Origin of the sequence: Actinospongiicola halichondriae (genome assembly GCF_049103745.1) — a bacterium.
In the GTDB taxonomy this organism is placed as follows: domain Bacteria; phylum Actinomycetota; class Acidimicrobiia; order Acidimicrobiales; family Salinilacustritrichaceae; genus Salinilacustrithrix; species Salinilacustrithrix halichondriae.
The window spans coordinates 3,932,083-3,953,674 of the sequence record NZ_CP171622.1; the positions used below are offsets into that span (position 1 = coordinate 3,932,083).

Here is a 21,592-nt window from a genome sequence, read left to right on the forward strand (position 1 = left end):
TCGGGATCAGTCGAGCGGTTGGCCGCCGGCGTCGACGCCGCAGGTCTGCTGCCAGGCCTTGGGCAGGTCGCCGCGGAAGACCCCGTTGTCCTGGAGGACGCGGAGCACCGGTCGGGTCGCCTGGTGACGGAGGGCGGCTCGCTCGGGGGAGACCCGGGCGGCCTTCCAGGTGTCCCAGTCCGGGAGACCGACGGTCGTGTACACGCCGGGCTGGACCAGGAAGTCGAACATCTGGCCGACGACGAACGGCGCGACGTGGCGCACGGCGAAGCGGTCGCGCCAGTTGGCGGTCGCCCACAGCTCGCCGAAGACCGCGCGGGCGAAGCTCAGATGACGCGCCTCCTCCGAGCGGTGGTAGCGGCTGACGTCGCGGATGAAGGGGTCGGTGTCGGGGTGTTCCGACGCCAGCTTCTGGAACAGGTCGGGCGCTTCCTCGCCGGCGAGGACCAGGGTGAACAGCAATGCGGGGCGCGAGGTGATCTGCGCCGTGCCGAACCGCTCGAGCATCCGGAAGATCGGCTTGTCCATCGGCTTGGGGGCCTGCCCGTCGAGCTGGGTCAGCACCCGGGCGAAGAGCCGCTGGTGGCGGGTCTCCTCGCCGATCTCGTGGAGCATGTAGGTGATGCGTGGATCGGTCAGGTCGGGCGCCATCGCGATCATCCGCGAGAACCCGGCGTTGAGGATGGCCTCGAAGCGCAGACCGTTGTCGAAGATCGATGCCAGTTCCTCCCTCGCCAGCGTGTGCCGCTGTTCGGCGGTGAGGTCGAGATCGAGGCCGGCGACCGACAGCAACTCGTCGGGCAGCACCTGCCGCGACAGGTCGAGGTGACCCTGGACGTCGACGTCCGGGTCGATCACCCGCTTGGCCGAGGCGGTGTTGAGACGCTCGATCCGCGTGGTGGTCGGTGCGTCGGTCGTGATGGTCATCGGTTCGTCCCCCGGGAGAAAAAAGAGCGCGTGTTCTCTTTGAGAGTCGCATGTGTCCGGTTCGGGTGCAACATGACGTTTGTCTCGTCCGAGTCTCGTCGTCGGACTGGTCCTCGCGCCGGTCCTCGCGTCGGCGCAGGATCGCCGCATAGGGTCCGGCCATGCCCGCCGCCACAGACCGTGCCGCCCTCGTCGCCGCTCTCGACGATCAGTTCGATGCGCTGCTCGCGCTCGGCCGTGACCTGACCGACGACCAGTGGAACACCTCGAGCGACGTGCCCGGATGGACGGTCAAGGACAACTTCAGCCATGTCATCGGCACCGAGCTGATGCTGCTCGGCCGACCCGACGCCACGGTCGACGTCGCCGGCGCCGCCCACGTGAAGAACGACATCGGGTCCTTCAACGAGGTGGCCATCGAGACGCGGCGCTCGCGGTCCGGCCGTGAGGTGCTCGCCGAGTTCGCCCTCGTCGCCGGCGAGCGCAAGGCAGCGTTGGCCACGATGACCGACGCCGACTTCGACGCCGAGTCGTTCACCCCCGCAGGCAAGGACACCTACGGACGGTTCATGCAGATCCGGGTCTTCGACTGCTGGATCCACGAGCAGGACTGCCGCGGGCCGCTCGGCATCCCCGGCCACGAGTCCGGGCCCGCGGTCGAGGTCATGCTCGACGAGATGACGACGGCCATGGGCTTCGTCGTGGGGAAGAAGGCGGGGGCCACCGAGGGTCAGTCGGTCCGCCTCGTGCTGACCGGGCCGACGAAGCGGACGATCGACGTGCGGGTCGACGGTCGGGCGACCGTGGTCCACGACCTCGACGACCCGACGACGACGATCACCCTGCCGATGTCGCTGTGGGTCCGCTTCGCCGCCGGACGTCGGCCGGGCGACCCCTCGCACGAGGACGTCGCCATCGCCGGCGATCAGGCACTGGGCACGTCGGTGATCGAGAACGCGGCGTACACCATCTGACCGGGCGGCCGGTGCGGCCGCCTCAGGGTTCGACGACGACGGGGTCACCCGTGGTGATCGTCCCCGGTTCGAGGACCCAGGCGTAGGCCCGGGACCAACCAGGGTGGAGGCGGTGGTCCATCCGGTCGGAGCGACCGATGAACCACTGGTCGTTCTTCCGGCACGGTTCGGCCCACCCGGAGATCTCGCACGTCACGTTCCCGATCAACAGGCGGACGCCCGGTCGCAACGTCGACCAGTCGATGCCCGCCACCGTCACGTTCTCGCCCGCGAGTCCTGGTCCGATCGGGTGGCCCTCGTCCGCGAGCGCGTCGATGACCTCGGTCGACCAGAGACACAGGGCCTGGAACGGACGCCCGTGGTGTTTGCGGTTCGCCTGGCGGTCGCCCACGAGACCGCGGAACCCCACCTCGGCCGTGGTGATCGCAGCCTTCGGCACGCCGCCGTCCGATGCACTGAGTTGGACTACGGAACCGACCCGGGTGGGGACCCCGGCACCGACCTGGTGCAACACCCGGCTGAGATCGCGTAGCCCGTGGACGCCGGCATGCACGGCGGCGACGTCGACCGCATCGGCGTCGATCGAGGCGATGGTCGAGCGCAGACGGGTGAGCAGTTCGTCGACGGACGGATGCTCGAGGTGGACCGGGTCGACGGGATCGACCATGTCGTCGCACATCGACGCGAGCCACTGCGGGCTCTTTCGGAGGTCGCGTTCCGAGTAGTCGTCGGCGGTGAACCCGCACCCGTCGCAGACGTCGCCCATCGGCCGGAGTCTGGCACCTCGATCGGTCGACGGGCGCCGGTCGGCGACGCGCTGCCAGACTCGGATCGTGCACGAGCCAGACGACCGCTGGGGTGCCGCGCTCGACGCGGCCGGAGCACACACGGGCGACCGGTTCGCCGCGTTCGCCGACCTGGTCGCCCGCCACGGTGAGCCGGGTCGCCACCACCACGACTTCGACCATGCGTCCGATGTCGTCGACGCCGTGCTCGGGATGCACAGCCAGGGAGACGACTGGGCGGTCGCCGTCCTCGCCGGCTGGTACCACGATGCCGTCCACGACCCGCGGGCGCCGCGAGGGGCGAACGAGGGAGCCTCGGCGGTCGTCGCCTTCGACGCGCTGTCGAGCCTCGGGGTCACCCTGACCGCACTCGGCGCCATCACCCGCCTCGTCTGCCTCACCGCATCGCACGAGCCCGGTCCGACCGACCGTGCCGGTGCCGTGCTGTGCGACGCCGACCTCTCGATCCTCGGTGCGGACGACGAGCGTTACGACCGCTACGTGTGCGACGTCCGGGCGGAGTACGCCCACGTCGACGACGACGCCTGGCGCGACGGCCGCCGATCGGTGTTGCGGTCGTTCCTGGATCGACCACGGCTCTTCCACACGATCGTCGGTCGCGATCGGTGGGAGGCGACCGCACGAGCCAACATCTCGCGCGAGCTCACCTCACTGGCCTGAGCTCGACTTCCGACGGCGCAGGCCCGCCTCGCGCAACCGTCGAACGAGGTAGCGACTGTCGACGGGCGTCGCCCCGAGCTCGATCGCCTCGAGCCGGAGATGCGCCGGGACGTCGTAGTGGTCGCCCTGGAACGCTCGACGCGGGATGCCGAGTCGGGCGGCGAAGTCGTGGAGTTCGTCGTACGACTCGTCCGACACCAGGTGTGCCCACTTGTGTCCCCGCCACGGCCACACGGCCGGGTCCACCAGGATCATCTACGCGGGTTCGTCGGGGTCGAAGCCGAGGTCGCTCGGATGGCTCGGCAAGCGTCGGCGTGCGGCTTCCTCGGCGAGCGAGACGACCTCGCGGAGCGGGCGTCCGGTCCGTCGGGCCACGTCGGCGGCGTCGTCGTGTTCGACCTTCGTGCGGCCGGGCGAGACCTTGATGCGGATCGGATGACCATCGACCGCGACCGAGTCGAACGAGCGGGCGGCGGGCCACCGGTCGACGTGTTGTGCTCGCACCCCGAACGAACCGGTCTCCGACGTCAGGACCTTGGCCACCTCCGAGGCGGCTGCGGCGTCGACGAGCGCACACACGAGGTGACCAGGACGCCCCTTCTTCATGACCACGGGGACGATCCACGCGTCGGCGGCACCGGCGTCGAGCAGCGCGGCGACGGCGTGCGCCAGCGTCTCGCCGGTGGCGTCGTCGACGTTCACGGTCAACTCGACCAACGGTTGCGCTTCGCCGACCATCGACTGTTCGACGGCGAGCGTCCCGGTCACCAGTTGGACTGCGTTGACCCGACCGTCGAGTTCGCGGGTGCCCGCGCCGTAGCCGCTGCTGCGCACCGTCATCGCAGGCATGGGGCCCCATCGCTCGACCGTCGCCGACAACAGTGCCGCCCCGGTGGGAGTCGTCAGTTCGTAGGGCACGTCGACGTTGGCGACGGGGGCTTCACGGAGCAACTCGACGACCGCCGGAGCCGGGACCGGGATCATCCCGTGTGCCGACCGCGTCATCCCCACCCCGGTGGCGACGGGGCCGGCGTGGACCACGTCGATCCCCAGGGTCTCGAGCGCCGCGCAGGTCCCGACGATGTCGACGATGGCGTCGATGCCACCGACCTCGTGGAAGTGCACCTGGGAAGGAGGTCGGCGGTGCAGGTGCCCCTCGACCTCGGCGAGCCGGTGGAAGGTGGCGAGCGACCGGGCGCGCACACGCTCGGGGAGGCGGGCCTCCTCGATGAGTCCGTTGATGTGTTCGGCCGTGCGCACGACGCTCGACTCGGTGACGTGCACGACGGCGTGGGTGGCGGCGATGCCTCCGCGGAGGACGTCCTCGAACTCGAGCGACCACCCGTCGACGGGCAGTCGGTCGAGGATCGCTCGGACCTCGTCGACGTCGGCACCCGCGGCGACGCACGAACCGAGGGCCATGTCCCCGGCGATGCCGGAGAAGGCGTGGAACCAGGCGACCGAGGTCATGTCCGGTCGGCCGACTCTCGCTCGAGCACGCCGAGCAGTCGGAGGGCAGCGCAGGCGGCGCCGTACCCGTTGTCGATGCCGACGACGCTCACGCCGGCGGCGCACGACGAGAGCATCGCCAACAGGGCGGTGACCCCCTCGAACGACGATCCGTATCCGACGCTGGTGGGCACGGCGATGATCGGGGCGCCGGTGATCCCACCGACGACCGAGGCCAGTGCGCCCTCCATGCCCGCGACCACGACGACCACGTCGGCCGACGAGACCATGTCGACGGATTCGAGGAGTCGGTGGACGCCGGCCACGCCGACGTCGGTGAGTCGTGTCGCGGCGATGCCGTGGGCGGCGAGGACCGCGGCGCATTCGTCGGCGACGACCAGGTCGGCGGTTCCGGCGGTGGCGACCAGGACGGTGAAGCCGTCGACCGGGTCGGCCGATCGCCACACCACGGTGTCGCCCACACGGTCGCCGCCGGGGTTCGCCTCGAGCGATGCCGCGGCCTGGGCGTCGTCGACGCGTGTCAGCAGGATCGGCCGTTCGCCGACGCTCAACAACTCGGTGACGATGGTGGCGCACTGCGACGGCGACTTGCCGGGTCCGTAGACCGCTTCGGCGAGTCCCTGACGGATCGAACGGTGATGATCGACGCGAGCGTGGCCGAGGTCGGCGAAGGGGAGTCGGCGGAGTCGGGTGACGGCATCGTCAGGATGCACCGCTCCTGCGGCGACGTCGTCGAGCAACTGGCGGAGGTCGTGGGCGTCCACCGCCCTATCCTTGCCGCTCGTGACACCCCCCGCGGACACGTCTCCCCTCGACACCCCGGGCCGCATCGCGTTCCTCGGCCCCGAGGGCACCTTCAGCGAGCAGGCCCTGCTCACCCAGCCGGACTATGCGGCGATGGAGTTGGTCGCGTGTCGCACGATTCCCGAGGTGCTGCACGCCGTTTCCGATGGTGCCGCCGACGTGGCGTTCGTGCCGATCGAGAACGCCATCGAGGGTTCGGTCAACGTCACCCTCGACGCGTTGATCTTCGACCACGAGTTGAAGATGCAGCGCGAGGTCGTCATCAACGTCGTGATGTGCCTGCTCGCTCCCGCCGGCGTCGGCCTGGCCGACATCGACCGGGTGCTGTCGATCCCCGTCGCCACGGCGCAATGTCGCAGCTACCTGAGTGAGCACCTCCCCGACGCCGACGAACTGGCCGCCAACTCGACCGCGGTCGCCGCCCGCATGGTGGCCGAGGAGCGCGACGGGCGGACGGCGGCCATCGGCACCGCGCTGGCGGCCAAGGTCCACGGTCTCGAGGTGCTGGCCGAGGACATCGAGGACCACGCCGACAACCAGACCCGGTTCGTCGCCCTCACCCGTCAGGGGATCCCGGCGCCGTCCGGCCACGACAAGACGTCGATCGTCGTGTTCCAGAAGGCCGACGTCCCGGGCTCGTTGCTCACGATCCTCCAGGAGTTCGCGGCCCGGGGGATCAACCTGACCCGGCTCGAGAGCCGCCCCACCAAACGGGGCCTCGGCGACTACTGCTTCATCATCGACCTCGAGGGCCATGTCGGCGACGAGCTCGTGGCCGACGCCCTGCGCGATCTCAAGTCGAAGAACGAAGACGTCCTGTTCCTCGGCAGCTACCACGCCGCCGGCGACCACGGTCCCGAGGTCCGTCGCGACGCCGAGGCCGCGTGGCGCGACGCGAACGACTGGCTCGACCGTCTGCGCGACGAGATCCGCTGACCGGTCAGGACCACGGGAGGATCCTCCCCGGCCGAACTCCCCGGCAGCGGGGGCATTCCGAGACATAGGGTCCGAGGTGATGACGACCCTCTTCGTTGTCCTTGCGATTGCTGGCGTGGGGATGTTGCTGATCGGTTTCGTCCTCGACGACTTCCTCGAGGGCGTCCTCGAGGGTGCATTCGATGCCCTCGACGTCGACGGCGGCGGGCTCCTGTCCGTCCCGGTGGTCGGCGCGTTCCTCGGTGCGTTCGGCATCGGCGGACTGTTGGTCGACAACGCCACCGAGGGCGCGGTCGTGGCGAGCTTCGCCGGAGCGTCCGTGGGCGGCGTGGTCCTCGGCTTCGTCGCGTTGAAGCTCTCGCGGTCGTTCATGGACATGCCGACCGACGCCACGCTCACCAGCGGCGACTACATGGGCCAGTCCGGCCGCGTCATCACCGCCATCGCCGGTGGTCGGGGCGAGGTCATGGTCCACGTCGGCGGGTCACCCCAGAAGCTCACCGCTCATGCCGACGTCGACATCGACCACGGCGACCCCGTTGTCGTCATCGAGGTCCTGAGCTCCAGTTCCGTCCGCGTCATCCCCCTCTCCGAGATCCTGGAGGATCCCTCACCGTGAACATCGCGCTCATCGCCATCGCCGCCGCCATCGGTCTGATCGTCGTCGTGGTCGTCTATCTACTGACCCGCATCAAGGTCGCCGGTCCCAACGAGGCCTTCATCGTCACCGGGAGAAAGGGACAGCCCGTCACCAACCCGGAGACGGGAAAGGTGACGACCGACCTCTCGGGGCAGAAGGTGGTGATGGGTGCGAGCGTCTTCGTGCTGCCCTTCGTCCAACGACTCGAGTCGCTGAGCCTCTCCAGTCGTCAGATCAGCGTCGGCGTGGGGTCTGCCGTGTCGGCCAACGGCATCCGGTGTTCGCTCGAGGGCGTGGCGATCGTGAAGGTGGGCGGCACCGAGGACGCCGTGCGCGCCGCGGCGCAGCGCTTCCTGGGGCAACAGGACGAGGTCGACCGGTTCACCACCGAGGTGCTCGCCGGCTCACTACGATCGATCGTCGGTCGGCTCACGATCGAGGAGATCATCCGCGACCGAGCAGCGTTCGCCCGTGAGGTCTCCGAGGAGGCTGAGGTCAGCCTGACCAACCAGGGACTCGTGCTCGACACGTTCCAGTTGCAGGACATCAAGGCCGAGGGCGACTACATCCAGGACCTCGGTCGTCCCGAGGCCGCCCGGGCCGAGAAGGAAGCCAAGATCGCCGAAGCGGTGGCGCAGCGGGAGTCGGAGCAGGCGCGACTCCGCGCCGAGGAGGAGGTGGCCGAAGCGCAACGCACGCTGGCGTTGCGCGTCGCGCAGATCAAGGCCGAGACCGACGCCGCCGAGGCCGAGGCAGCGGCCGCCGGACCTCGTGCGAAGGCAGCCCAGGACCGCGAGGTCATCGCGGCGCAGCAGGAGGTCGCCGAGGAGCAGGCCTCACTCAAGGAGCGCGAGCTCGACACCGAGGTCCGCAAGCCGGCCGACGCCGAGCGGTACGCCGTCGAGCAGGAGGCAGAGGGTCGCAAGATCGCCTCGATCCGAGACGCCGAGGCTCGACGCGAGTCGACGATCGCGGCCGCCACCGCGACTGCGGAGGAGAACCGCCTCATCGGCGCCGGCGAGCGCCAGCGGCGTGAAGAACTCGCGAAGGCACGCGAGATCGAGGGTCGGGCCGAGGGCGAGGCCGAGAAGGCCCGTCGTGAGGCCTTGGCCGAGGCGGTCCGTGCCGAAGGTGACGCCGAAGCGGCGGCGATCCTCGCCACCGGTCAGGCCGAGGCCGAGGCGATGGAGAAGAAGGCTCAGGCGTACGAGCAGTACGGCGATGCCGCCATCGTCGACCTGTTGGCCAAGGCGCTTCCCGAGGTGGTCTCCCGGGCCGCCGACCCGATCGGATCCATCGACAAGCTCACGGTGATCTCGACCGACGGCGCGTCGGCCATCACGAAGACCGTGACGTCGAACGTCGCCCAGGGGATGCAGCTTGCTTCTGACCTGACCGGTGTCGACCTGACCGAGCTCTTCGGTCAGCTGGCCAACCGTGCGACCGACGGCAAGGGTGCGCCGGCGCGCACAGGTGTGCCCGTCAGCGTCGTGGACGCCGACCCGACCGACTGAGCCCCGGGTCCTCGGGGCTCAGGGCTTCAGGAACGTCTTGCCGATGTTCGTGCCCTCGAAGAGCGCGTTGAGCGCGGGCACGGCATTGGCCAAGCCGTCGAAGACGTGGCTCCGATACGTGAGCGCGCCGGCGTCCATGAGCCGGCGGAGCTCGGTGTTCGCCTCGTCGTAGCGGTCCCAGTTGTCGAGGGTGTTGAATCCCTCCATCCGGGCTCGCATGCCGAGGAGCTTCACGTAGTTGGCCGGCCCGGGATGGTCGCCCGACAGGTAGCTGGAGATGACGCCGCAGAGCACCACCCGGCCGCCCTGGGCGATCCGGCCGAGCACGGCGTCGAGGATCGGTCCTCCGACGTTGTCGAAGTAGACGTCGACGCGCCCGGGGCAGTGCTCCCGCAACGCCGCATCGAGGTCAGCGGTGCGGTGGTTGATGCACGCGTCGAATCCGAACTCCTCGACCACGACCCGGCACTTCTCATCCGTCCCGGCGATCCCGACGACTCGAGCGCCCTTCTCCTTGGCGATCTGTCCGGCGATCGACCCGGTGGCGCCGGCCGCTGCGCTGACCACCACGGTCTCGCCGGCCGCGGGCTTCCCGATGTCGTGCATGCCGAAGTAGGCGGTGGCGCCCGTCGACCCGAACACGGCGAGCATCGCTCCCCGGTCCACGTCGTCATCGGGCCCGCCGACCTTGGTGGTGAACAGGTCGTCGAGCGAGACCGAGTAGTCGCTGAACCCGCCGAGCGAGGTCACCACGTCGCCCACCTCGTAGGCGTCGCACCGCGTCTCGACCACGGTGCCGACCGTGGCCGCACGGACGGGGTCGCCCAACTCGAGCGCCGGCAGGTAGCCGGGCTGGCCGTCGAGCCACGTCCGGACCGCGGCGTCGACGCCCACCAGGTCGGTCCGGACCAGCGCCTCGCCGTCGGTGATCTCGGGGACGGGCCCCTCGACCAACTCGACGTCGGCGGGATCGACCAGCCCGCTCGGCCGCCGTCGGAGCACCACCTGCCGATTCACGTCAGTCACGGCGCGGACGGTACCAACCCCCACCACCCCGAACTCGACGTCCTGAGCGTCGGCCCCCGACGGTGGTGACGTCGAGTTCGGGATGGGGGCGGTCGGGTGGCTGTGCAAACCTGCCCGTATGGGACTTCTCGAACCGCGGCTCGACGGGGCGGTGGTCCTGCCGGACGGGCGTCGCACCGGATTCGCCGAGTACGGCGTGGCCGACGGCTTCCCGGTGCTGTGGTTCCACGGCACCCCGGGGGCACGCCACCAGGTGCCACCGCTCGCGCGTTCCGCCGCCGTGGACCTACGCCTCCGGGTCGTCGGGGTCGAGCGTCCGGGGATCGGGCTGTCGACCAACCATCGCCACGACTCGGTCGCCGGATTCGCGAGCGACATCGAACACGTCGCCGACCGTCTCGGCTTCGAGCGCTTCGGTGTCGTCGGGCTGAGCGGGGGAGGGCCCTACACGCTCGCCGTCGCCCACCGGCTGCCCGACCGGGTCGCGTCGGTCGGTGTGCTGGGTGGTGTCGCACCGACGGTCGGACCGCACGCGTCGCGGGGTGGATTCGTGCCGCTCGCCCGCACCTTCAACGGGCTGCTCGGGACTCTCGCGACGCCGTTGGCCGCGACCTTCTGGGCGATGATCAACGGGCTGGCTCCGATCGCAGGGCCGGTCTACGGCCGCGCCACCCAGCTGATGCCGGCTGGCGATCGGGAGGTCTTCGCATCCGACGGGGTCGAGGAGATGTTCCTCGGCGACCTGATCAGTGGCTCCCGACGGCAGTGCATGGCGCTGGTCCACGATGCCGTCCTCTTCGGCCGCCACTGGGGATTCGACCCGACCGAGATCGAGGTGCCCGTGTACTGGTGGCACGGCGATGCCGATCCGATCGTGCGCCTCGACCATGCGCGGAACCTCGCGGCCGAGATGCCGACGGTCACCTTCGAGGTCCGTGAGGGTGAGAGCCACCTCGGCGGCTTCGGCATCGCCCGCGAGGTCCTCGACGCCGTCACCTCCCATCGGTGATCTGGCATCGTTGACGCATGACCGAGTCGACGGAATCCCTGACCCGCTCCCAGGCCGCGGCGAGTGATGGCATCGACGACTGGCGGGTCGTCGCCCACACGCTCCAGTCGTCGTTCCGGACCGGATCGATGGCCGCGGGAGTCGAGTTCGCCGGTCGGATCGTCACCATGGCCGACGAGGCCAACCACCACCCGGACCTGACCGTCACCTATCCGCGGGTCCACGTGCTGCTCACGACGCACGACACCGGCGGACTCACGACGAGAGACGTCGACCTGGCGAGGAAGATCTCCGCCGTCGCCGCCGAGATGGGGATCGAGGCCGACCCGTTGGCGGTCGCCCAGGTCGAGGTCGCCATCGACGCCATGGACATCCCCGCGGTCAAGCCGTTCTGGGAAGCCGTGATGGGCTACCGGTCCAGCTCCGACGACGACGCCACCGACCCCTACGGCCGCGGGCCAGCCCTCTGGTTCCAACAGATGGACGAGCCACGGCCCCAGCGCAACCGCATCCACGTCGACGTCATGGTCCCCCACGACGCGGCTGCGGCGAGGATCGAAGCCACGATCGCCGCCGGCGGCACGCTCGTCTCCGACGCCGAGGCGCCGTCGTTCTGGGTGCTCGCCGACCCCGAGGGCAACGAGGCCTGCATCTGCACCTGGCAAGCCCGCGACTGACCCGACCCGCCCGCCCCCCCAACCCCAAAAATTTCGTCATCTCCTCAGGAGGGACCTGAGCAACTGACGCAATTTTCACGATCTATGGGTCTTGACAGCTGTGTACATCGGCGCGATGTATATATGTCATGAGTATCAACATGGACTGGCACGGTCACGAGAAGACGATCGAAGTCGACGATCTCGTGGCGAAGATCGACAAGGCCGTCAACGGCGGAGCGGTCGCGGTGGCGCTCACGGACCTCGACGAGTTCGGCGTCCTCAACGAGACGCTCGGCCGTGAGGTCGGCGACCGGGTGTTGGAGGTGTGGATCAAGACGCTGATCGGTTCACTCCCGCCCGATGCGATCGTGGGGCGGCTCGGCGGCGACGAGTTCGGGATCGCATTGCCGAACGCGTCGGCCGAGAACGCGCTCATCCAGTTCGAAGAGGTGCGCGCCCACCTCGCCGAGCACCCGGTCGAGGGTTGGACCATCGGGGTCACGTTCGGCGTCGCTTCCCGTCCCCCGCACGCCGAGGAGACGTCCGATCTGTTCCGCTGTGCGAACGAGGCGCTCGCCCGCGGCAAGCGAGAAGGCGGGGGACGGGTGGCGATCTACGTCGAGGAGAAGATGGTGCTCAAGAGCAACTACTACTCCCGGGCTTCGCTGCACCGCCTCAACAAGTTGGCGTCACAGACCAACCGCACCGAGGCGTCCCTGTTGCGCGAGGCGCTCGATGACCTGTTCCAGAAGATGCGCTGACCCCAACGAACCCGAAAATCTCGTCATCTCCTCAGGAGGGACCTGAGCAACTGACGAAATTTCCCGTTGGGGGAGGGGAGGGTGCTACTCGGACCAGGCCTTGAGCTTCTCGATGGTGCCGAGCGGGTCGGGGCCGATGGGCTGCACGTTGAGGTGGGTGACGCCCACGTCCTTGAACACCTGGAGGCGTTCGCGGACGTAGCCCTCGTCGCCGATGAGGCTCGACAGGTCGATGTACTCGTCGGGGACGGCGCCGAAGGCTTCCATCCGCTTGCCCGACAGGAACAGGTCCTGGATCTCCTCGGCCTCCTTCTCCCAGCCGTAGCGGCAGAAGAGGTCGTTGTAGAAGTTCTTCGTCTTGGCGCCCATGCCGCCGACGTAGAAGCCGATCAGACCGCGGGCAGCATCGCGCGCTTCTTGGATGTGGGGACCGTCGCCGATGGCGACCATGCCGCCGGCGATGATCTGCAGCGGCGCCCGCTCGGGATCGCGCTTGGCCTTGCCGGCCGCGAGCGACTCGCCCCACACCTGCTCGAAGCGGTCGGGCACGAAGTGGATCGTCTGCCAGAGATCGGCGACCTCGGCCGTGAGTTCGACGTTCTTGGGTCCGATGCTGGCGAGCGCGATCGGGATGTCGTTCTCCGGCGTCTTGTTCATGAACTTCAGCGGCTTGCCGAGCCCGGTGCCGCCCTCGGTCATGGGCAGTTGGTAGGTCGTGCCGTCGTGGACGACCTTCTCGCCGCTCCACACCTTCCGGCAGATCTCGATCGTGTCGCGGGTCCGGCCGATGGGCTTGGAGAACGGAACGCCGTGCCAACCCTCGATGACCTGCGGGCCCGACGAACCGAGACCGAGGATGAACCGACCGCCGCTCAGTGCGTCGAGCGTCGCCGCCGTCTGGGCGATCAGGGCCGGGCTGCGTGAGTAGAGCGGGATGATCCCGGTCATGAGCTTCACGCGCTCGGTCTGGCCGGCGAGGAACCCGAGGGTCGACACCAGGTCGTACCCGTAGATCTCGGCACCCCACAGGAGGTCGACACCGGCCGACTCGAGGTCGCGGGCCTGCTGTGCGAGCTTCTGCGGGTCGCCGCCGAAGCCGATGGTCGTGCTGATCTGCATGGTCTTCAGATGCCTTCGCTCAGGGGGAACAGGTCGGGGAACTCGGGGTTGCGCTTCTCGGCGTTGGCGCCGAACGCCTCGGCCATGTCGTCGGTGTCGAACATCGCAGCGTTCCAGTTGGCGACGAACTCGAGGCCGTCGTCCACGCGATGGTCACGGGTGTAGTTCATGGTCTGCTTCGAGCCCCACACGGCCATCGGGCTCTTGGTCGCGATCTGCGCGGCGACGTCGAGCACGCCGTCGACCAACGACTCGTGGTCAGGGAAGACGGCGTTGACGAAGCCGGCCGCCTGCGCTTCGGCGGCACTCCAGCGGCGACCGGTGTACGCCAGCTCACGGACGATGCCCTCGGGGACGAGCTTGGGCATGCGCTGGAGCGTGCCGACGTCGGCTGTCATGCCGATGTCGATCTCGGCGATGGAGAAGAACGCGCCCTCGTCGGCGTAGCGCATGTCGGCCGCGCAGACGAGGTCGACGCCGCCGCCGACACAACCGCCCTGGATCGCGGCCAGCACCGGCATCCGGGCGCGCTCGAGCGCGTTGAACGTGTCCTGGAGTCGCATCGCGGTACTGCGGAAGCGCTCGTTGCGGCGGCTCCGGTGGCCCGACGACCCGCTGCGCGGGCCGATGTCGTCGTTCGACGTGAACACCGACAGGTCCATGCCCGAACAGAAGTGGGGGCCCGTGCTCGACAGCACGATCGCCCGGACCGATCCGGCGGCCGAGAACTCGTCGACGATCAGCGGCAGGTCGTTCCAGAACGACGCGATCATCGAGTTGCGCTTGTCGGGTCGGCTCATCCGGATGTGGGCGACCTTGTCGCTCACCTCGACGTCGAAGCACTCGTAGCCCATGGGTGGTTCCTCGTTCTCTGCTCGTGGCGTCTCGCCGTTGCGACCGATGACCATAGGGGGAGCGACCCGGCGACGAGTGCTCCCGGACGGTGCTAGTCATGCGCCATGACCGACACCTCCCGTCGCATCGCCATCGTCGCCAACGCCAGCTTCTTCATCGGGCCCGCCGTCGCACGAGGACTGGCCGAGCGCGGCCACGACCTGGTGATCGGTGACCCCGAGGACGGACTCGTCGCCGACCTCGAGGCGGCAGGCGCGGCGGTCGAGGTCGTCACCGGCGTCCGGGATCTCGCCGAGCCCGAGTCCGCCGGAGCGTTGGTCGCCACGGCGTTGACGCGCTTCGGTCGGATCGACGCGGCGACGGCCTTCTCCGGTCAGGTCGTCACCGGCCGGTTCACGACTTCGTCGATCGACGATCTCCGGGCCGTCACCCGAGGATGCCTCGAGGCGCCGTACCGCTTCCTCCGCGCCGTCGTGCCGGTCATGGTCGAGCAGGGGAGCGGCCAGGTCCTGCTCTTCACCAGCGCCTCCGGGGCGCGTCCGACGCCGGGCGCCCCGCTGTATTCGTCGGTCCGAGCCGGGGCCAACCACCTGGTCCGCAACGTCGCCGACGAGGTGGCCCGCAACGGCGTCCAGGTCAACGCCATCGGTACCAACTTCATGGACTTCCCCGAGTTCCGCCGGGCCAGCGGTGCTGACGATCCCGAGGTCCGTGCGCAGATCGAACAGCAGACGCCGATGCGCCGGCTCGGCACGGTCGAGGAGTGTGCGGCCCTGGGGCTCGGCTTCCTCGACGGCACCTGCGAGTTCGTGACCGGTCAGTTCATCGCCCACGACGGCGGCTGGGCCATCTGATCCGGCCGGCGTCGCCGGCACCCACCGTTCTGGTGAACGACCACGTCACCTGATGGTCTCGATCGTTCACCAGAACGGTCTGGGGTTGCGGGGTGTCAGACGCGCTCGATGATGATGGCGGGGGCCATGCCGCCGCCGGCGCACATCGTGATGAGCCCGAACTGGCCGTCGGTGCGCTCGAGCTCGTCGAGCACGGTGCCGATGAGGATGGCGCCGGTGGCACCGATGGGGTGGCCGAGAGCCATGGCGCCACCGTTGACGTTCACCTTGCTGCGGTCGAGGTCGAGGTCGCGCTGGAACTTCTCGGCGACGACGGCGAACGCCTCGTTGATCTCCCAGATGTCGATGTCGTCGACCGTGAGTCCGGCACGGGCCAGCACCTTGTGGGCGGCGGGGACCGGGGCGTTCAGCATGAGCGTGGGGTCGTCTCCCATGTTGGTCGTGGCGACGACGCGGGCACGGGCCTTCAGGCCGTGGGCCTTGGCGTAGTCCTCGCTCGCCCAGAGGATCGCGGCGGCGCCGTCGACGACACCGGACGAGTTGCCGGCGTGGTGGACGTGCTCGATCACGAGGTCCGGGTACTTCTGGTTGATGAGCTCGCGGAAGGTCGGTCCGCCTTCGTGGCTGTAGTCGGCGATGGCCGGGAAGCTCGGAGGGAGCTGTGCCAGCGACTCGGCGGTCGTGTTGGGCCGGGGGAACTCCTCGTGGTCGAGGGCGACCGAGCCGTCCATGTTCAGGACGGGGATGAGGCTCTTGTCGAACCGTCCCTCGGCGATCGCGGTCGCGGCACGCTTCTGCGACTCGGCGGCCAGCGCGTCGAGCGCCTCGCGGGGAATGCCCTCCATCGAGGCGATGGCGTCGGCGCACACGCCCTGATGCGACTGCGGGTGGATCTCCTGGAGGTGCGCGTTGCCCGCACCCATGGGCATGAGGCCCTTCTTGGGGAGCGACATCATCTCGGTTCCGCCACCGACGACGAGGTCCTCCATGCCGGCCATGATCGCGTTGGCAGCGATGTTGTTGGCGGTGATGCCCGAGCCACAGAAACGGTCGAGCGTGACGCCGCTGGCGCGCACGTCGTAGCCCGCGTCGAGGGCGGCCATACGGCCGAGATCGCCCGACTGCTCCTTGACCTGCGAGCTGGTTCCCCACACGACGTCGTCGACGTCAGAGGTGTCGAACCCGTTGCGGTCGACCAACGCCTCGAGGACCGTGCGGCCCAGGTGCTGGGGGTGGAGATGCGCGAGCGCACCCTTTCCTTGCTTGCCGATTCCCCGGGGGGTACGGACAGCGTCGATGATCAGTGCGTCAGCCATGGTGAGTTCGTAACACCTTCTGGGTAGCGTCGCGTCATCATGTCCGAGACCAATTCGCCCGCATCCGCTGCGGATCATCAGGTCGTCGTCGTCGGGGCAGGCCCCGCCGGGCTGACGGCAGCGTTCCAACTCCACAAGTACGGCGTCCCGTCGACCGTGCTCGAAGCCGACGACATGGTCGGCGGCATCTCCCGCACCGCGCAGCGCGACGGGTGGCGCTTCGACATCGGCGGCCACCGCTTCTTCACGAAGGTCCAGGCCGTCGAGGACCTGTGGCACGAGATCCTCCCGGACGAGGACTTCCTCATGCGGCCGCGCAAGAGCCGCATCTTCTACGACGGCAAGTACTTCGACTACCCGCTCAAGGCCTTCAACGCCCTCAAGAACCTGGGCGTCCTCGAAGCCGTGCTCTGCGTCGCCTCGTACGCCAAGGCCAAGATCCGGCCGCCGAAGGACCAGACCAACTACGAGGGTTGGCTCGTCGCCCGCTTCGGCCAGCGCCTCTACGAGACGTTCTTCAAGACCTACACCGAGAAGCTCTGGGGCGTCCCCGTCCACGAGATGCCGTCCGACTGGGCCGCGCAGCGGGTCAAGGGGCTCTCGCTCGGCAACGCCATCGTCAACGCGCTTCTGCCCAAGCGGAACCAGAAGGACATCACCTCGCTGATCGAGGAGTTCCAGTACCCCAAGTACGGGCCGGGGATGATGTGGGAGGTCTGCCGCGACAAGGTCGTCGCCGACGGATCCACCGTCGAGATGGAGACCACGGTCACCAAGATCCGTCACGCCGACGGTCGGGCGACCAGCGTCGTCGCGACGCACGCCGACGGGACCACCACCGAGTACCCCTGCACCGACGTCATCTCGTCGATGCCGATGTCGCATCTCCTCGAGGCGATGGACCCGCCGGTCCCCGACCATGTCGAGGCCGCCGCCGCCGACCTCCGCTACCGCGACTACCTCATCGTGGCGCTGGCGCTGCCCGAGGCACTCGTCGACTTCGACGACAACTGGATCTACATCCACGACCCCAAGGTCCGGACCATGCGCATCCAGAACTTCGGTTCGTGGTCGCCGTACATGGTCAAGGACGGGATGAACACCCTGGGCCTCGAGTACACGGTCTGGGAGGGCGACGAGGAGTGGAACGCCGACGACGAGTGGCTGATCGAGCGAGCGAAGCAGGAACTCGAGCAGCTCGGACTCGCCAAGAAGGGCCAGGTCGAGGCGGGCTACGTCGTCCGTCAGGCCAAGGCGTACCCGATCTACGACGACCGCTACGCGAAGAACGTCGACGTGCTCCGCGCCTGGCTCGAGACCGACGCCGCCAACGTCCACCCCGTGGGCCGCAACGGCATGTTCCGGTACAACAACCAGGACCACTCGATGTTCACCGCGATGTTGACGGTCGAGAACATCATGACCGGCTCCACCCACGACGTGTGGGAAGTCAACGTCGAGGAGGAGTACCACGAGGAGTCGGGTGCCGAGGGCGGTTCGTCGCTCCCCGAGGTCGCTCGTCCCGCAGGTTCGCACGGCACCGGTCGTGACGCTCCGGTGATCCGCCGCGAGGTCATCGAGGCGAACAAGCCCGGTTCACCCGGCGCAGCCGAGTAGCTACAGCCCCTGCGCGAGGCGCATCACGCGGTCCTTGATCGCGGTCGGCGTGATGTCGGCGGCGACGGACATCAACCGAGCGTCGACCCCGACGAGGTAGCGCGACCGCGGTGACGAGGTCGACAGCGCCTTGGCGATGACCTTGGCGCAGGTCTTTGGCTCGCCCATGAGCCCGGACCACATCGACAACAGACTGCCCAGCCGTTCGTACGAGCCGGTGTAGTCGGACCCTTCGCGCTTGGCCATGTCGCGCTCGAGGTCTTCCCAGATGTTGGTCTTGAAGCCACCGGGCTCGACCAGCACGACGTCGATCCCGTCCTTGGCCACCTCCATGCGCAGCGCATCCGACACGCCTTCGAGCGCATGCTTCGTGCCCTGGTACCAACCGGTGAGCGGAGTGGTGGTGCGGCCGTAGATCGACGAGATGTTGACGATGCGTCCGCCGCCGGCGGCACGCATGGCCGGGATCGCCAGCCGGGCCAGTCGGATGGGCGCCACCACCATCGTGTCGAGGATCTGATGGACCTCGTCGTCGGCCACGTCCTCGACCGCGCCGGTCATGCCGTAGCCGGCGTTGTTGACGAGCCCGTGCAACGCGCCCATCTCGGCCATCAGCGCCGCGCAACCGTCGGCGTCGGTCACGTCGAGGATCGCGGTCTCCACGTCGACCCCGGCTTCGCTGGCCGCGGCAGCCACGACCTTCGCCTTGGCCTTCGACCGAACGGTGCCGGTGACCCGGAAGTCGCGGCGGGCGAGCTCGAGGACCGTGGCGAGTCCGATGCCCGAGTTCGCGCCGGTGACGAGGACGTGGCGTTCGCGTTCGGTCATGCGTCCACCCTGGCACGATCGTCGCGGCGGTGGCGCTCGGATCGGTGGTAGCAACGGGCGCATGGAAGCTTCCCGGGCGCCCGAGAACGTCGCCGTCATCCTGCTCGACTCCCTGAACCGACACATGCTCGGCTCGTACGGGGGGACCGAGTTCGAGACGCCGAACCTCGACCGGTTCGCCGCGCAACAGGCCACGCGCTTCACGCGCCACGTCACCGGCTCGCTCCCGTGCATGCCTGCACGACACGACATCCTCTGTGGCGCGCTCGACTTCCTCTGGAAGCCGTGGGGGTCGATCGAACTGTGGGAGCAGCCCATCACGCGCGTGCTCAGCCACAGCGGGGTGACCACCGCGCTGGTCACCGACCACCCACATCTGTTCGAGACCGGTGGCGAGAACTACCACACCGATTTCGACGGCTGGGACTACCTGCGCGGCCACGAAGGCGATCCGTGGCGGACGCACCCCGACCCCACCTGGGTGGGCACGCCGGCGATGCCGGCCAGAGACGGCGGCTGGTGGATGAACCGCATCATGGGGATCGAGGGGATGGACCGTGGCTACGACCGGTCGCGCACCTTCTTCCGCGACGAGACCGACTACCCCGGCCCCCGCACCATGACCGAGGCTGCCCGCTTCCTGACCGAGGCGACGCCACACCACGACCGCTGGTTCCTCTTCGTCGACGAGTTCGACCCCCACGAGCCCTTCGACACACCCGCACCCTGGGCCGGCCGCTACGAGGACTCGCCGCCGGAGGATGAGTGGATCATCTGGCCGCCCTACGCCGACGGGGCGATCGGCAAGGGCTTGTTGACCGAGGCCGAGGGTCGCCACGTCCGCGCCAACTACGGCTCGAAGCTGTCGATGATCGACCACTGGTTCGGGAAGGTCCTCGACGCCTTCGACGAGCAGGGTCTGTGGGAGAACACGGCGCTGATCGTCTGCACCGATCACGGCCACTACCTGGGCGAGGAACGCGAAGGGCGCGACATCTGGGGCAAGCCCGGGGTGCCGCAGTACGAGCCCCTCGGCCACACGCCGCTGCTCATCCACTGGCCGGGGCGCGACGGTGGCGGCACCTGCGACGCGCTGACGACCAACGTCGACCTGTTCGCCACGATCGCCGACGTGTTCGACGCCTCGGTGACTCACCGAACCCACGGTCGGTCGATGGTGCCGCTGCTGACGGGCGAGGCGACCGAGATTCGCGAGTGGGCGATCGGCGGCTACTACGGCGGCTGGGTCCAGATCACCGACGGGACACGGAAGTACGTTCGTGGCGCTGTCGGCGAGAACTTCCCGATCTCGATGTGGTCGAACCGGTGGTCGACGATGCCGATCCACATCCCCGGGTTCGAAGGGCTGCCGGCGCCCGACCAGCGCGCCTGGCTCGACACCATGCCGGGCTCCGACATCCCGGTCATCCGCCAGCCCTACGTGCCCGGCGACAAGCTCCCGTTCTGGGTGGCGAGCGGCAACGCGGTCGACCGGCACTTCCTCTTCGACCTCGACGTCGATCCCGACGAGCAGGAGAACCGTCGCGACGAGTCCGCCGCCGACGACCTGGTCGCGATGTTGCGGTCGGCGCTCGTCGACCTCGACGCCCCCGACGAGCAACTCGCCCGCCTCGGCCTCACCTGAGCCGGCGGCCGGCGCCCGGTGCCATCGGGACGGTGCCATCAGGCCGCGTCTTCGCGACAGGTGTTCGGAACGTACCGATCGGCACGTTGGGTGTCGTTTACGTCGTGGAACGTACCGATCGGCACGTTGCGCACCGGGTCTGGGTCCGGCAGCCGGTGCCATCGGGACGGGTGTTCGGAACGTACCGATCGGTACGTTGGGTGTCGTTTACGTCGTGGAACGTACCGATCGGCACGTTGCGCACCACTGGCGGGTCGTACGCGCCGATTGGCGCGTTGGGTGCGGGCGGGGAAGGGTCGGGTCCTGTCGGGCATGACGGTGGCGCCGGTGGGGTAGGTGCTCGGCGACCGCCGACCGCCACGACATCAGGAGGCGCCACATGGCCCGCATCGCAATCGTGTTGGGACCCGACTTCGAGGACGTCGAGTTCTCGCATCCCCGAGACGCACTCGTCGACGCCGGCCACGACGTCGACATCATCGGGGTCGAGGCCGCCACCGAACTCACGGGCAAGAAGGGCGACGTCCAGGCCACGACCGACCGAGCGGCGACCGACGCCGACCCGTCGGACTACGAGGCCCTCGTCGTCCCCGGCGGCTACAGCCCCGACCACCTCCGGACCGACGGCGACCTCGTCGGGTTCGTGCGCAAGATCGGGCTCTCCGACGTCCCGGTCGCGGCGATCTGCCACGCGGGTTCTCTGCTGATCGAGGCCGAGTTGGTCGACGGGAAGCGATTGACCTCGTGGCCGTCGATCAAGACCGATCTCCAGAACGCCGGTGCCCGATGGGTGGACGAGGAGGTCGTCGTCGACGGCAACCTGATCAGCAGTCGCAACCCCGACGATCTCCCGGCGTTCTGCGAAGCACTCCTCCGTGCGATCGATGGGGAGGAGAGCTGATCATGCCCGGCCAGAAGGACCCCGGCCCCAGCGTCAAGGACGACGAGCAGTACGAGGCGCTCCGTCGCGAAGGCGCCAGCAAGGAGAAGGCGGCGCGCATCGCCAACACCGACCGCTCCACTGCGGCCAAGCGCGGCGGCGAGGCGTCGCCGTACGACGAGTGGACCAAGGACGAGCTCTACGACCGTGCCCGGGAACTCGACATCGAGGGTCGTTCGGACATGACGAAGGACCAGTTGATCGACGCGCTCCGGAACCACTGAGGGAACGG

Annotated in this window: 23 protein-coding genes; 13 read left to right on the forward strand and 10 right to left on the reverse strand. The window is 68.9% G+C overall.

Annotation, left to right across the window (positions count from 1 at the left end; genetic code table 11):
• Window positions 1-6 precede the first annotated feature (6 nt).
• Window positions 7-927: a diiron oxygenase gene (locus AB8619_RS19480; protein ID WP_436794288.1), complete on the reverse strand. Its 921-nt coding sequence runs from the start codon at window positions 925-927 to the stop codon at window positions 7-9.
• 161 nt (window positions 928-1,088) lie between these two features.
• On the opposite strand from AB8619_RS19480, the gene AB8619_RS19485 reads away from it, so the two are divergent.
• Window positions 1,089-1,901 carry a maleylpyruvate isomerase family mycothiol-dependent enzyme gene (locus AB8619_RS19485; RefSeq protein WP_436794289.1) on the forward strand — a complete coding sequence of 271 codons (813 nt, stop codon included), beginning with the start codon at window positions 1,089-1,091 and terminating at the stop codon, window positions 1,899-1,901.
• A gap of 22 nt (window positions 1,902-1,923) precedes the next feature.
• On the opposite strand, the gene AB8619_RS19490 is transcribed toward AB8619_RS19485, so the two are convergent.
• A complete protein-coding gene (locus tag AB8619_RS19490; protein ID WP_436794290.1) occupies window positions 1,924-2,667 on the reverse strand; it encodes an MOSC domain-containing protein in 744 nt (247 codons plus the stop codon).
• Window positions 2,668-2,734: 67 nt separating this feature from the next.
• Here AB8619_RS19490 and AB8619_RS19495 point away from each other — a divergent pair, with 67 nt between their 5' ends.
• Complete coding sequence (locus AB8619_RS19495; protein ID WP_436794291.1) at window positions 2,735-3,367, forward strand: HD domain-containing protein; 633 nt, start codon at window positions 2,735-2,737, stop codon at window positions 3,365-3,367.
• On the opposite strand, the gene AB8619_RS19500 is transcribed toward AB8619_RS19495, so the two are convergent.
• Genes AB8619_RS19500 through larB form a run of 3 tightly spaced genes read right to left on the reverse strand, consistent with a single transcriptional unit; the run spans window position 3,356 to window position 5,601 of the window.
• Entirely contained in the window at window positions 3,356-3,622 is a 267-nt protein-coding gene (locus tag AB8619_RS19500) for a DUF4031 domain-containing protein (protein WP_436794292.1), read from the reverse strand. The two genes, AB8619_RS19495 and AB8619_RS19500, sit on opposite strands and share 12 nt — an antisense overlap.
• Window positions 3,623-4,837, reverse strand: a complete 1,215-nt coding sequence (gene larC / locus AB8619_RS19505) for a nickel pincer cofactor biosynthesis protein LarC (RefSeq protein WP_436794293.1) — start codon at window positions 4,835-4,837, stop codon at window positions 3,623-3,625. It abuts the gene before it with no gap.
• Window positions 4,834-5,601 (reverse strand): nickel pincer cofactor biosynthesis protein LarB, encoded by a 768-nt coding sequence (gene larB, locus AB8619_RS19510; protein ID WP_436794294.1) that lies wholly within the window; start codon window positions 5,599-5,601, stop codon window positions 4,834-4,836. The genes larC and larB overlap by 4 nt, the downstream gene beginning before the upstream one ends.
• 19 nt (window positions 5,602-5,620) lie before the next feature.
• On the opposite strand from larB, the gene pheA reads away from it, so the two are divergent.
• From pheA to AB8619_RS19525, 3 genes are all read left to right on the forward strand, one after another.
• Window positions 5,621-6,577 (forward strand): prephenate dehydratase, encoded by a 957-nt coding sequence (pheA, locus tag AB8619_RS19515; RefSeq protein WP_436794295.1) that lies wholly within the window; start codon window positions 5,621-5,623, stop codon window positions 6,575-6,577.
• 79 nt (window positions 6,578-6,656) lie between these two features.
• A complete protein-coding gene (locus AB8619_RS19520; protein WP_436794296.1) occupies window positions 6,657-7,196 on the forward strand; it encodes an NfeD family protein in 540 nt (179 codons plus the stop codon).
• Entirely contained in the window at window positions 7,193-8,731 is a 1,539-nt protein-coding gene (locus AB8619_RS19525; RefSeq protein WP_436794297.1) for a flotillin family protein, read from the forward strand. The genes AB8619_RS19520 and AB8619_RS19525 overlap by 4 nt, the downstream gene beginning before the upstream one ends.
• A gap of 18 nt (window positions 8,732-8,749) precedes the next feature.
• On the opposite strand, the gene AB8619_RS19530 is transcribed toward AB8619_RS19525, so the two are convergent.
• Window positions 8,750-9,757 carry an NADP-dependent oxidoreductase gene (locus AB8619_RS19530; protein ID WP_436794298.1) on the reverse strand — a complete coding sequence of 336 codons (1,008 nt, stop codon included), beginning with the start codon at window positions 9,755-9,757 and terminating at the stop codon, window positions 8,750-8,752.
• Window positions 9,758-9,875: 118 nt separating this feature from the next.
• Here AB8619_RS19530 and AB8619_RS19535 point away from each other — a divergent pair, with 118 nt between their 5' ends.
• The 3 genes from AB8619_RS19535 to AB8619_RS19545 all read left to right on the forward strand — a co-directional run bounded on the left by AB8619_RS19535 (window position 9,876) and on the right by AB8619_RS19545 (window position 12,186).
• Entirely contained in the window at window positions 9,876-10,766 is an 891-nt protein-coding gene (locus AB8619_RS19535; protein WP_436794299.1) for an alpha/beta fold hydrolase, read from the forward strand.
• A gap of 17 nt (window positions 10,767-10,783) precedes the next feature.
• Entirely contained in the window at window positions 10,784-11,443 is a 660-nt protein-coding gene (locus tag AB8619_RS19540; RefSeq protein WP_436794300.1) for a 4a-hydroxytetrahydrobiopterin dehydratase, read from the forward strand.
• Window positions 11,444-11,571: 128 nt separating this feature from the next.
• A complete protein-coding gene (locus AB8619_RS19545) occupies window positions 11,572-12,186 on the forward strand; it encodes a GGDEF domain-containing protein (RefSeq protein ID WP_436794301.1) in 615 nt (204 codons plus the stop codon).
• Between the two features lie 84 nt (window positions 12,187-12,270).
• Here AB8619_RS19545 and AB8619_RS19550 read toward each other — a convergent pair whose 3' ends face one another.
• Both AB8619_RS19550 and AB8619_RS19555 read right to left on the reverse strand, forming a co-directional pair.
• Window positions 12,271-13,305 carry an LLM class F420-dependent oxidoreductase gene (locus AB8619_RS19550; RefSeq protein WP_436794302.1) on the reverse strand — a complete coding sequence of 345 codons (1,035 nt, stop codon included), beginning with the start codon at window positions 13,303-13,305 and terminating at the stop codon, window positions 12,271-12,273.
• Window positions 13,306-13,310: 5 nt separating this feature from the next.
• Window positions 13,311-14,213, reverse strand: coding sequence for a crotonase/enoyl-CoA hydratase family protein (locus AB8619_RS19555; RefSeq protein WP_436794303.1), 903 nt, complete (start codon window positions 14,211-14,213; stop codon window positions 13,311-13,313).
• A 51-nt stretch (window positions 14,214-14,264) separates the two neighbouring features.
• On the opposite strand from AB8619_RS19555, the gene AB8619_RS19560 reads away from it, so the two are divergent.
• The gene (locus tag AB8619_RS19560; protein ID WP_436794304.1) at window positions 14,265-15,014 is read left to right on the forward strand and encodes an SDR family NAD(P)-dependent oxidoreductase; all 750 of its coding nucleotides are present in this window, start codon (window positions 14,265-14,267) and stop codon (window positions 15,012-15,014) included.
• A gap of 95 nt (window positions 15,015-15,109) precedes the next feature.
• On the opposite strand, the gene AB8619_RS19565 is transcribed toward AB8619_RS19560, so the two are convergent.
• Window positions 15,110-16,330: an acetyl-CoA C-acetyltransferase gene (locus AB8619_RS19565; protein WP_436794305.1), complete on the reverse strand. Its 1,221-nt coding sequence runs from the start codon at window positions 16,328-16,330 to the stop codon at window positions 15,110-15,112.
• Between the two features lie 39 nt (window positions 16,331-16,369).
• On the opposite strand from AB8619_RS19565, the gene AB8619_RS19570 reads away from it, so the two are divergent.
• The gene (locus AB8619_RS19570) at window positions 16,370-17,947 is read left to right on the forward strand and encodes an NAD(P)/FAD-dependent oxidoreductase (protein WP_436794306.1); all 1,578 of its coding nucleotides are present in this window, start codon (window positions 16,370-16,372) and stop codon (window positions 17,945-17,947) included.
• Here the strand turns inward: AB8619_RS19570 and AB8619_RS19575 are convergent, their stop codons facing one another.
• Window positions 17,948-18,775, reverse strand: a complete 828-nt coding sequence (locus AB8619_RS19575; protein ID WP_436794307.1) for an SDR family NAD(P)-dependent oxidoreductase — start codon at window positions 18,773-18,775, stop codon at window positions 17,948-17,950.
• A 61-nt stretch (window positions 18,776-18,836) separates the two neighbouring features.
• Here AB8619_RS19575 and AB8619_RS19580 point away from each other — a divergent pair, with 61 nt between their 5' ends.
• From AB8619_RS19580 to AB8619_RS19590, 3 genes are all read left to right on the forward strand, one after another.
• Window positions 18,837-20,420 (forward strand): sulfatase, encoded by a 1,584-nt coding sequence (locus AB8619_RS19580; protein ID WP_436794308.1) that lies wholly within the window; start codon window positions 18,837-18,839, stop codon window positions 20,418-20,420.
• Between the two features lie 379 nt (window positions 20,421-20,799).
• The gene (locus tag AB8619_RS19585) at window positions 20,800-21,321 is read left to right on the forward strand and encodes a type 1 glutamine amidotransferase domain-containing protein (protein WP_436794309.1); all 522 of its coding nucleotides are present in this window, start codon (window positions 20,800-20,802) and stop codon (window positions 21,319-21,321) included.
• Window positions 21,322-21,323: 2 nt separating this feature from the next.
• Window positions 21,324-21,584 carry a DUF7218 family protein gene (locus AB8619_RS19590; RefSeq protein WP_436794310.1) on the forward strand — a complete coding sequence of 87 codons (261 nt, stop codon included), beginning with the start codon at window positions 21,324-21,326 and terminating at the stop codon, window positions 21,582-21,584.
• The last annotated feature ends 8 nt before the right edge of the window (window positions 21,585-21,592 follow it).

Excerpts from the sequence above, each read along its gene's own strand:
- AB8619_RS19480 (WP_436794288.1), bottom strand. The coding sequence starts at position 927 with ATGACCATCACGACCGACGCACCGACCACCACGCGGATCGAGCGTCTC.
- AB8619_RS19485 (WP_436794289.1), top strand. The coding sequence starts at position 1,089 with ATGCCCGCCGCCACAGACCGTGCCGCCCTCGTCGCCGCTCTCGACGAT.
- AB8619_RS19490 (WP_436794290.1), bottom strand. The coding sequence starts at position 2,667 with ATGGGCGACGTCTGCGACGGGTGCGGGTTCACCGCCGACGACTACTCG.
- AB8619_RS19500 (WP_436794292.1), bottom strand. The coding sequence starts at position 3,622 with ATGATCCTGGTGGACCCGGCCGTGTGGCCGTGGCGGGGACACAAGTGG.
- larC (WP_436794293.1), bottom strand. The coding sequence starts at position 4,837 with ATGACCTCGGTCGCCTGGTTCCACGCCTTCTCCGGCATCGCCGGGGAC.
- AB8619_RS19520 (WP_436794296.1), top strand. The coding sequence starts at position 6,657 with ATGACGACCCTCTTCGTTGTCCTTGCGATTGCTGGCGTGGGGATGTTG.
- AB8619_RS19535 (WP_436794299.1), top strand. The coding sequence starts at position 9,876 with ATGGGACTTCTCGAACCGCGGCTCGACGGGGCGGTGGTCCTGCCGGAC.
- AB8619_RS19540 (WP_436794300.1), top strand. The coding sequence starts at position 10,784 with ATGACCGAGTCGACGGAATCCCTGACCCGCTCCCAGGCCGCGGCGAGT.
- AB8619_RS19545 (WP_436794301.1), top strand. The coding sequence starts at position 11,572 with ATGAGTATCAACATGGACTGGCACGGTCACGAGAAGACGATCGAAGTC.
- AB8619_RS19550 (WP_436794302.1), bottom strand. The coding sequence starts at position 13,305 with ATGCAGATCAGCACGACCATCGGCTTCGGCGGCGACCCGCAGAAGCTC.
- AB8619_RS19555 (WP_436794303.1), bottom strand. The coding sequence starts at position 14,213 with ATGGTCATCGGTCGCAACGGCGAGACGCCACGAGCAGAGAACGAGGAA.
- AB8619_RS19560 (WP_436794304.1), top strand. The coding sequence starts at position 14,265 with ATGACCGACACCTCCCGTCGCATCGCCATCGTCGCCAACGCCAGCTTC.
- AB8619_RS19565 (WP_436794305.1), bottom strand. The coding sequence starts at position 16,330 with ATGGCTGACGCACTGATCATCGACGCTGTCCGTACCCCCCGGGGAATC.
- AB8619_RS19570 (WP_436794306.1), top strand. The coding sequence starts at position 16,370 with ATGTCCGAGACCAATTCGCCCGCATCCGCTGCGGATCATCAGGTCGTC.
- AB8619_RS19575 (WP_436794307.1), bottom strand. The coding sequence starts at position 18,775 with ATGACCGAACGCGAACGCCACGTCCTCGTCACCGGCGCGAACTCGGGC.
- AB8619_RS19580 (WP_436794308.1), top strand. The coding sequence starts at position 18,837 with ATGGAAGCTTCCCGGGCGCCCGAGAACGTCGCCGTCATCCTGCTCGAC.
- AB8619_RS19585 (WP_436794309.1), top strand. The coding sequence starts at position 20,800 with ATGGCCCGCATCGCAATCGTGTTGGGACCCGACTTCGAGGACGTCGAG.
- AB8619_RS19590 (WP_436794310.1), top strand. The coding sequence starts at position 21,324 with ATGCCCGGCCAGAAGGACCCCGGCCCCAGCGTCAAGGACGACGAGCAG.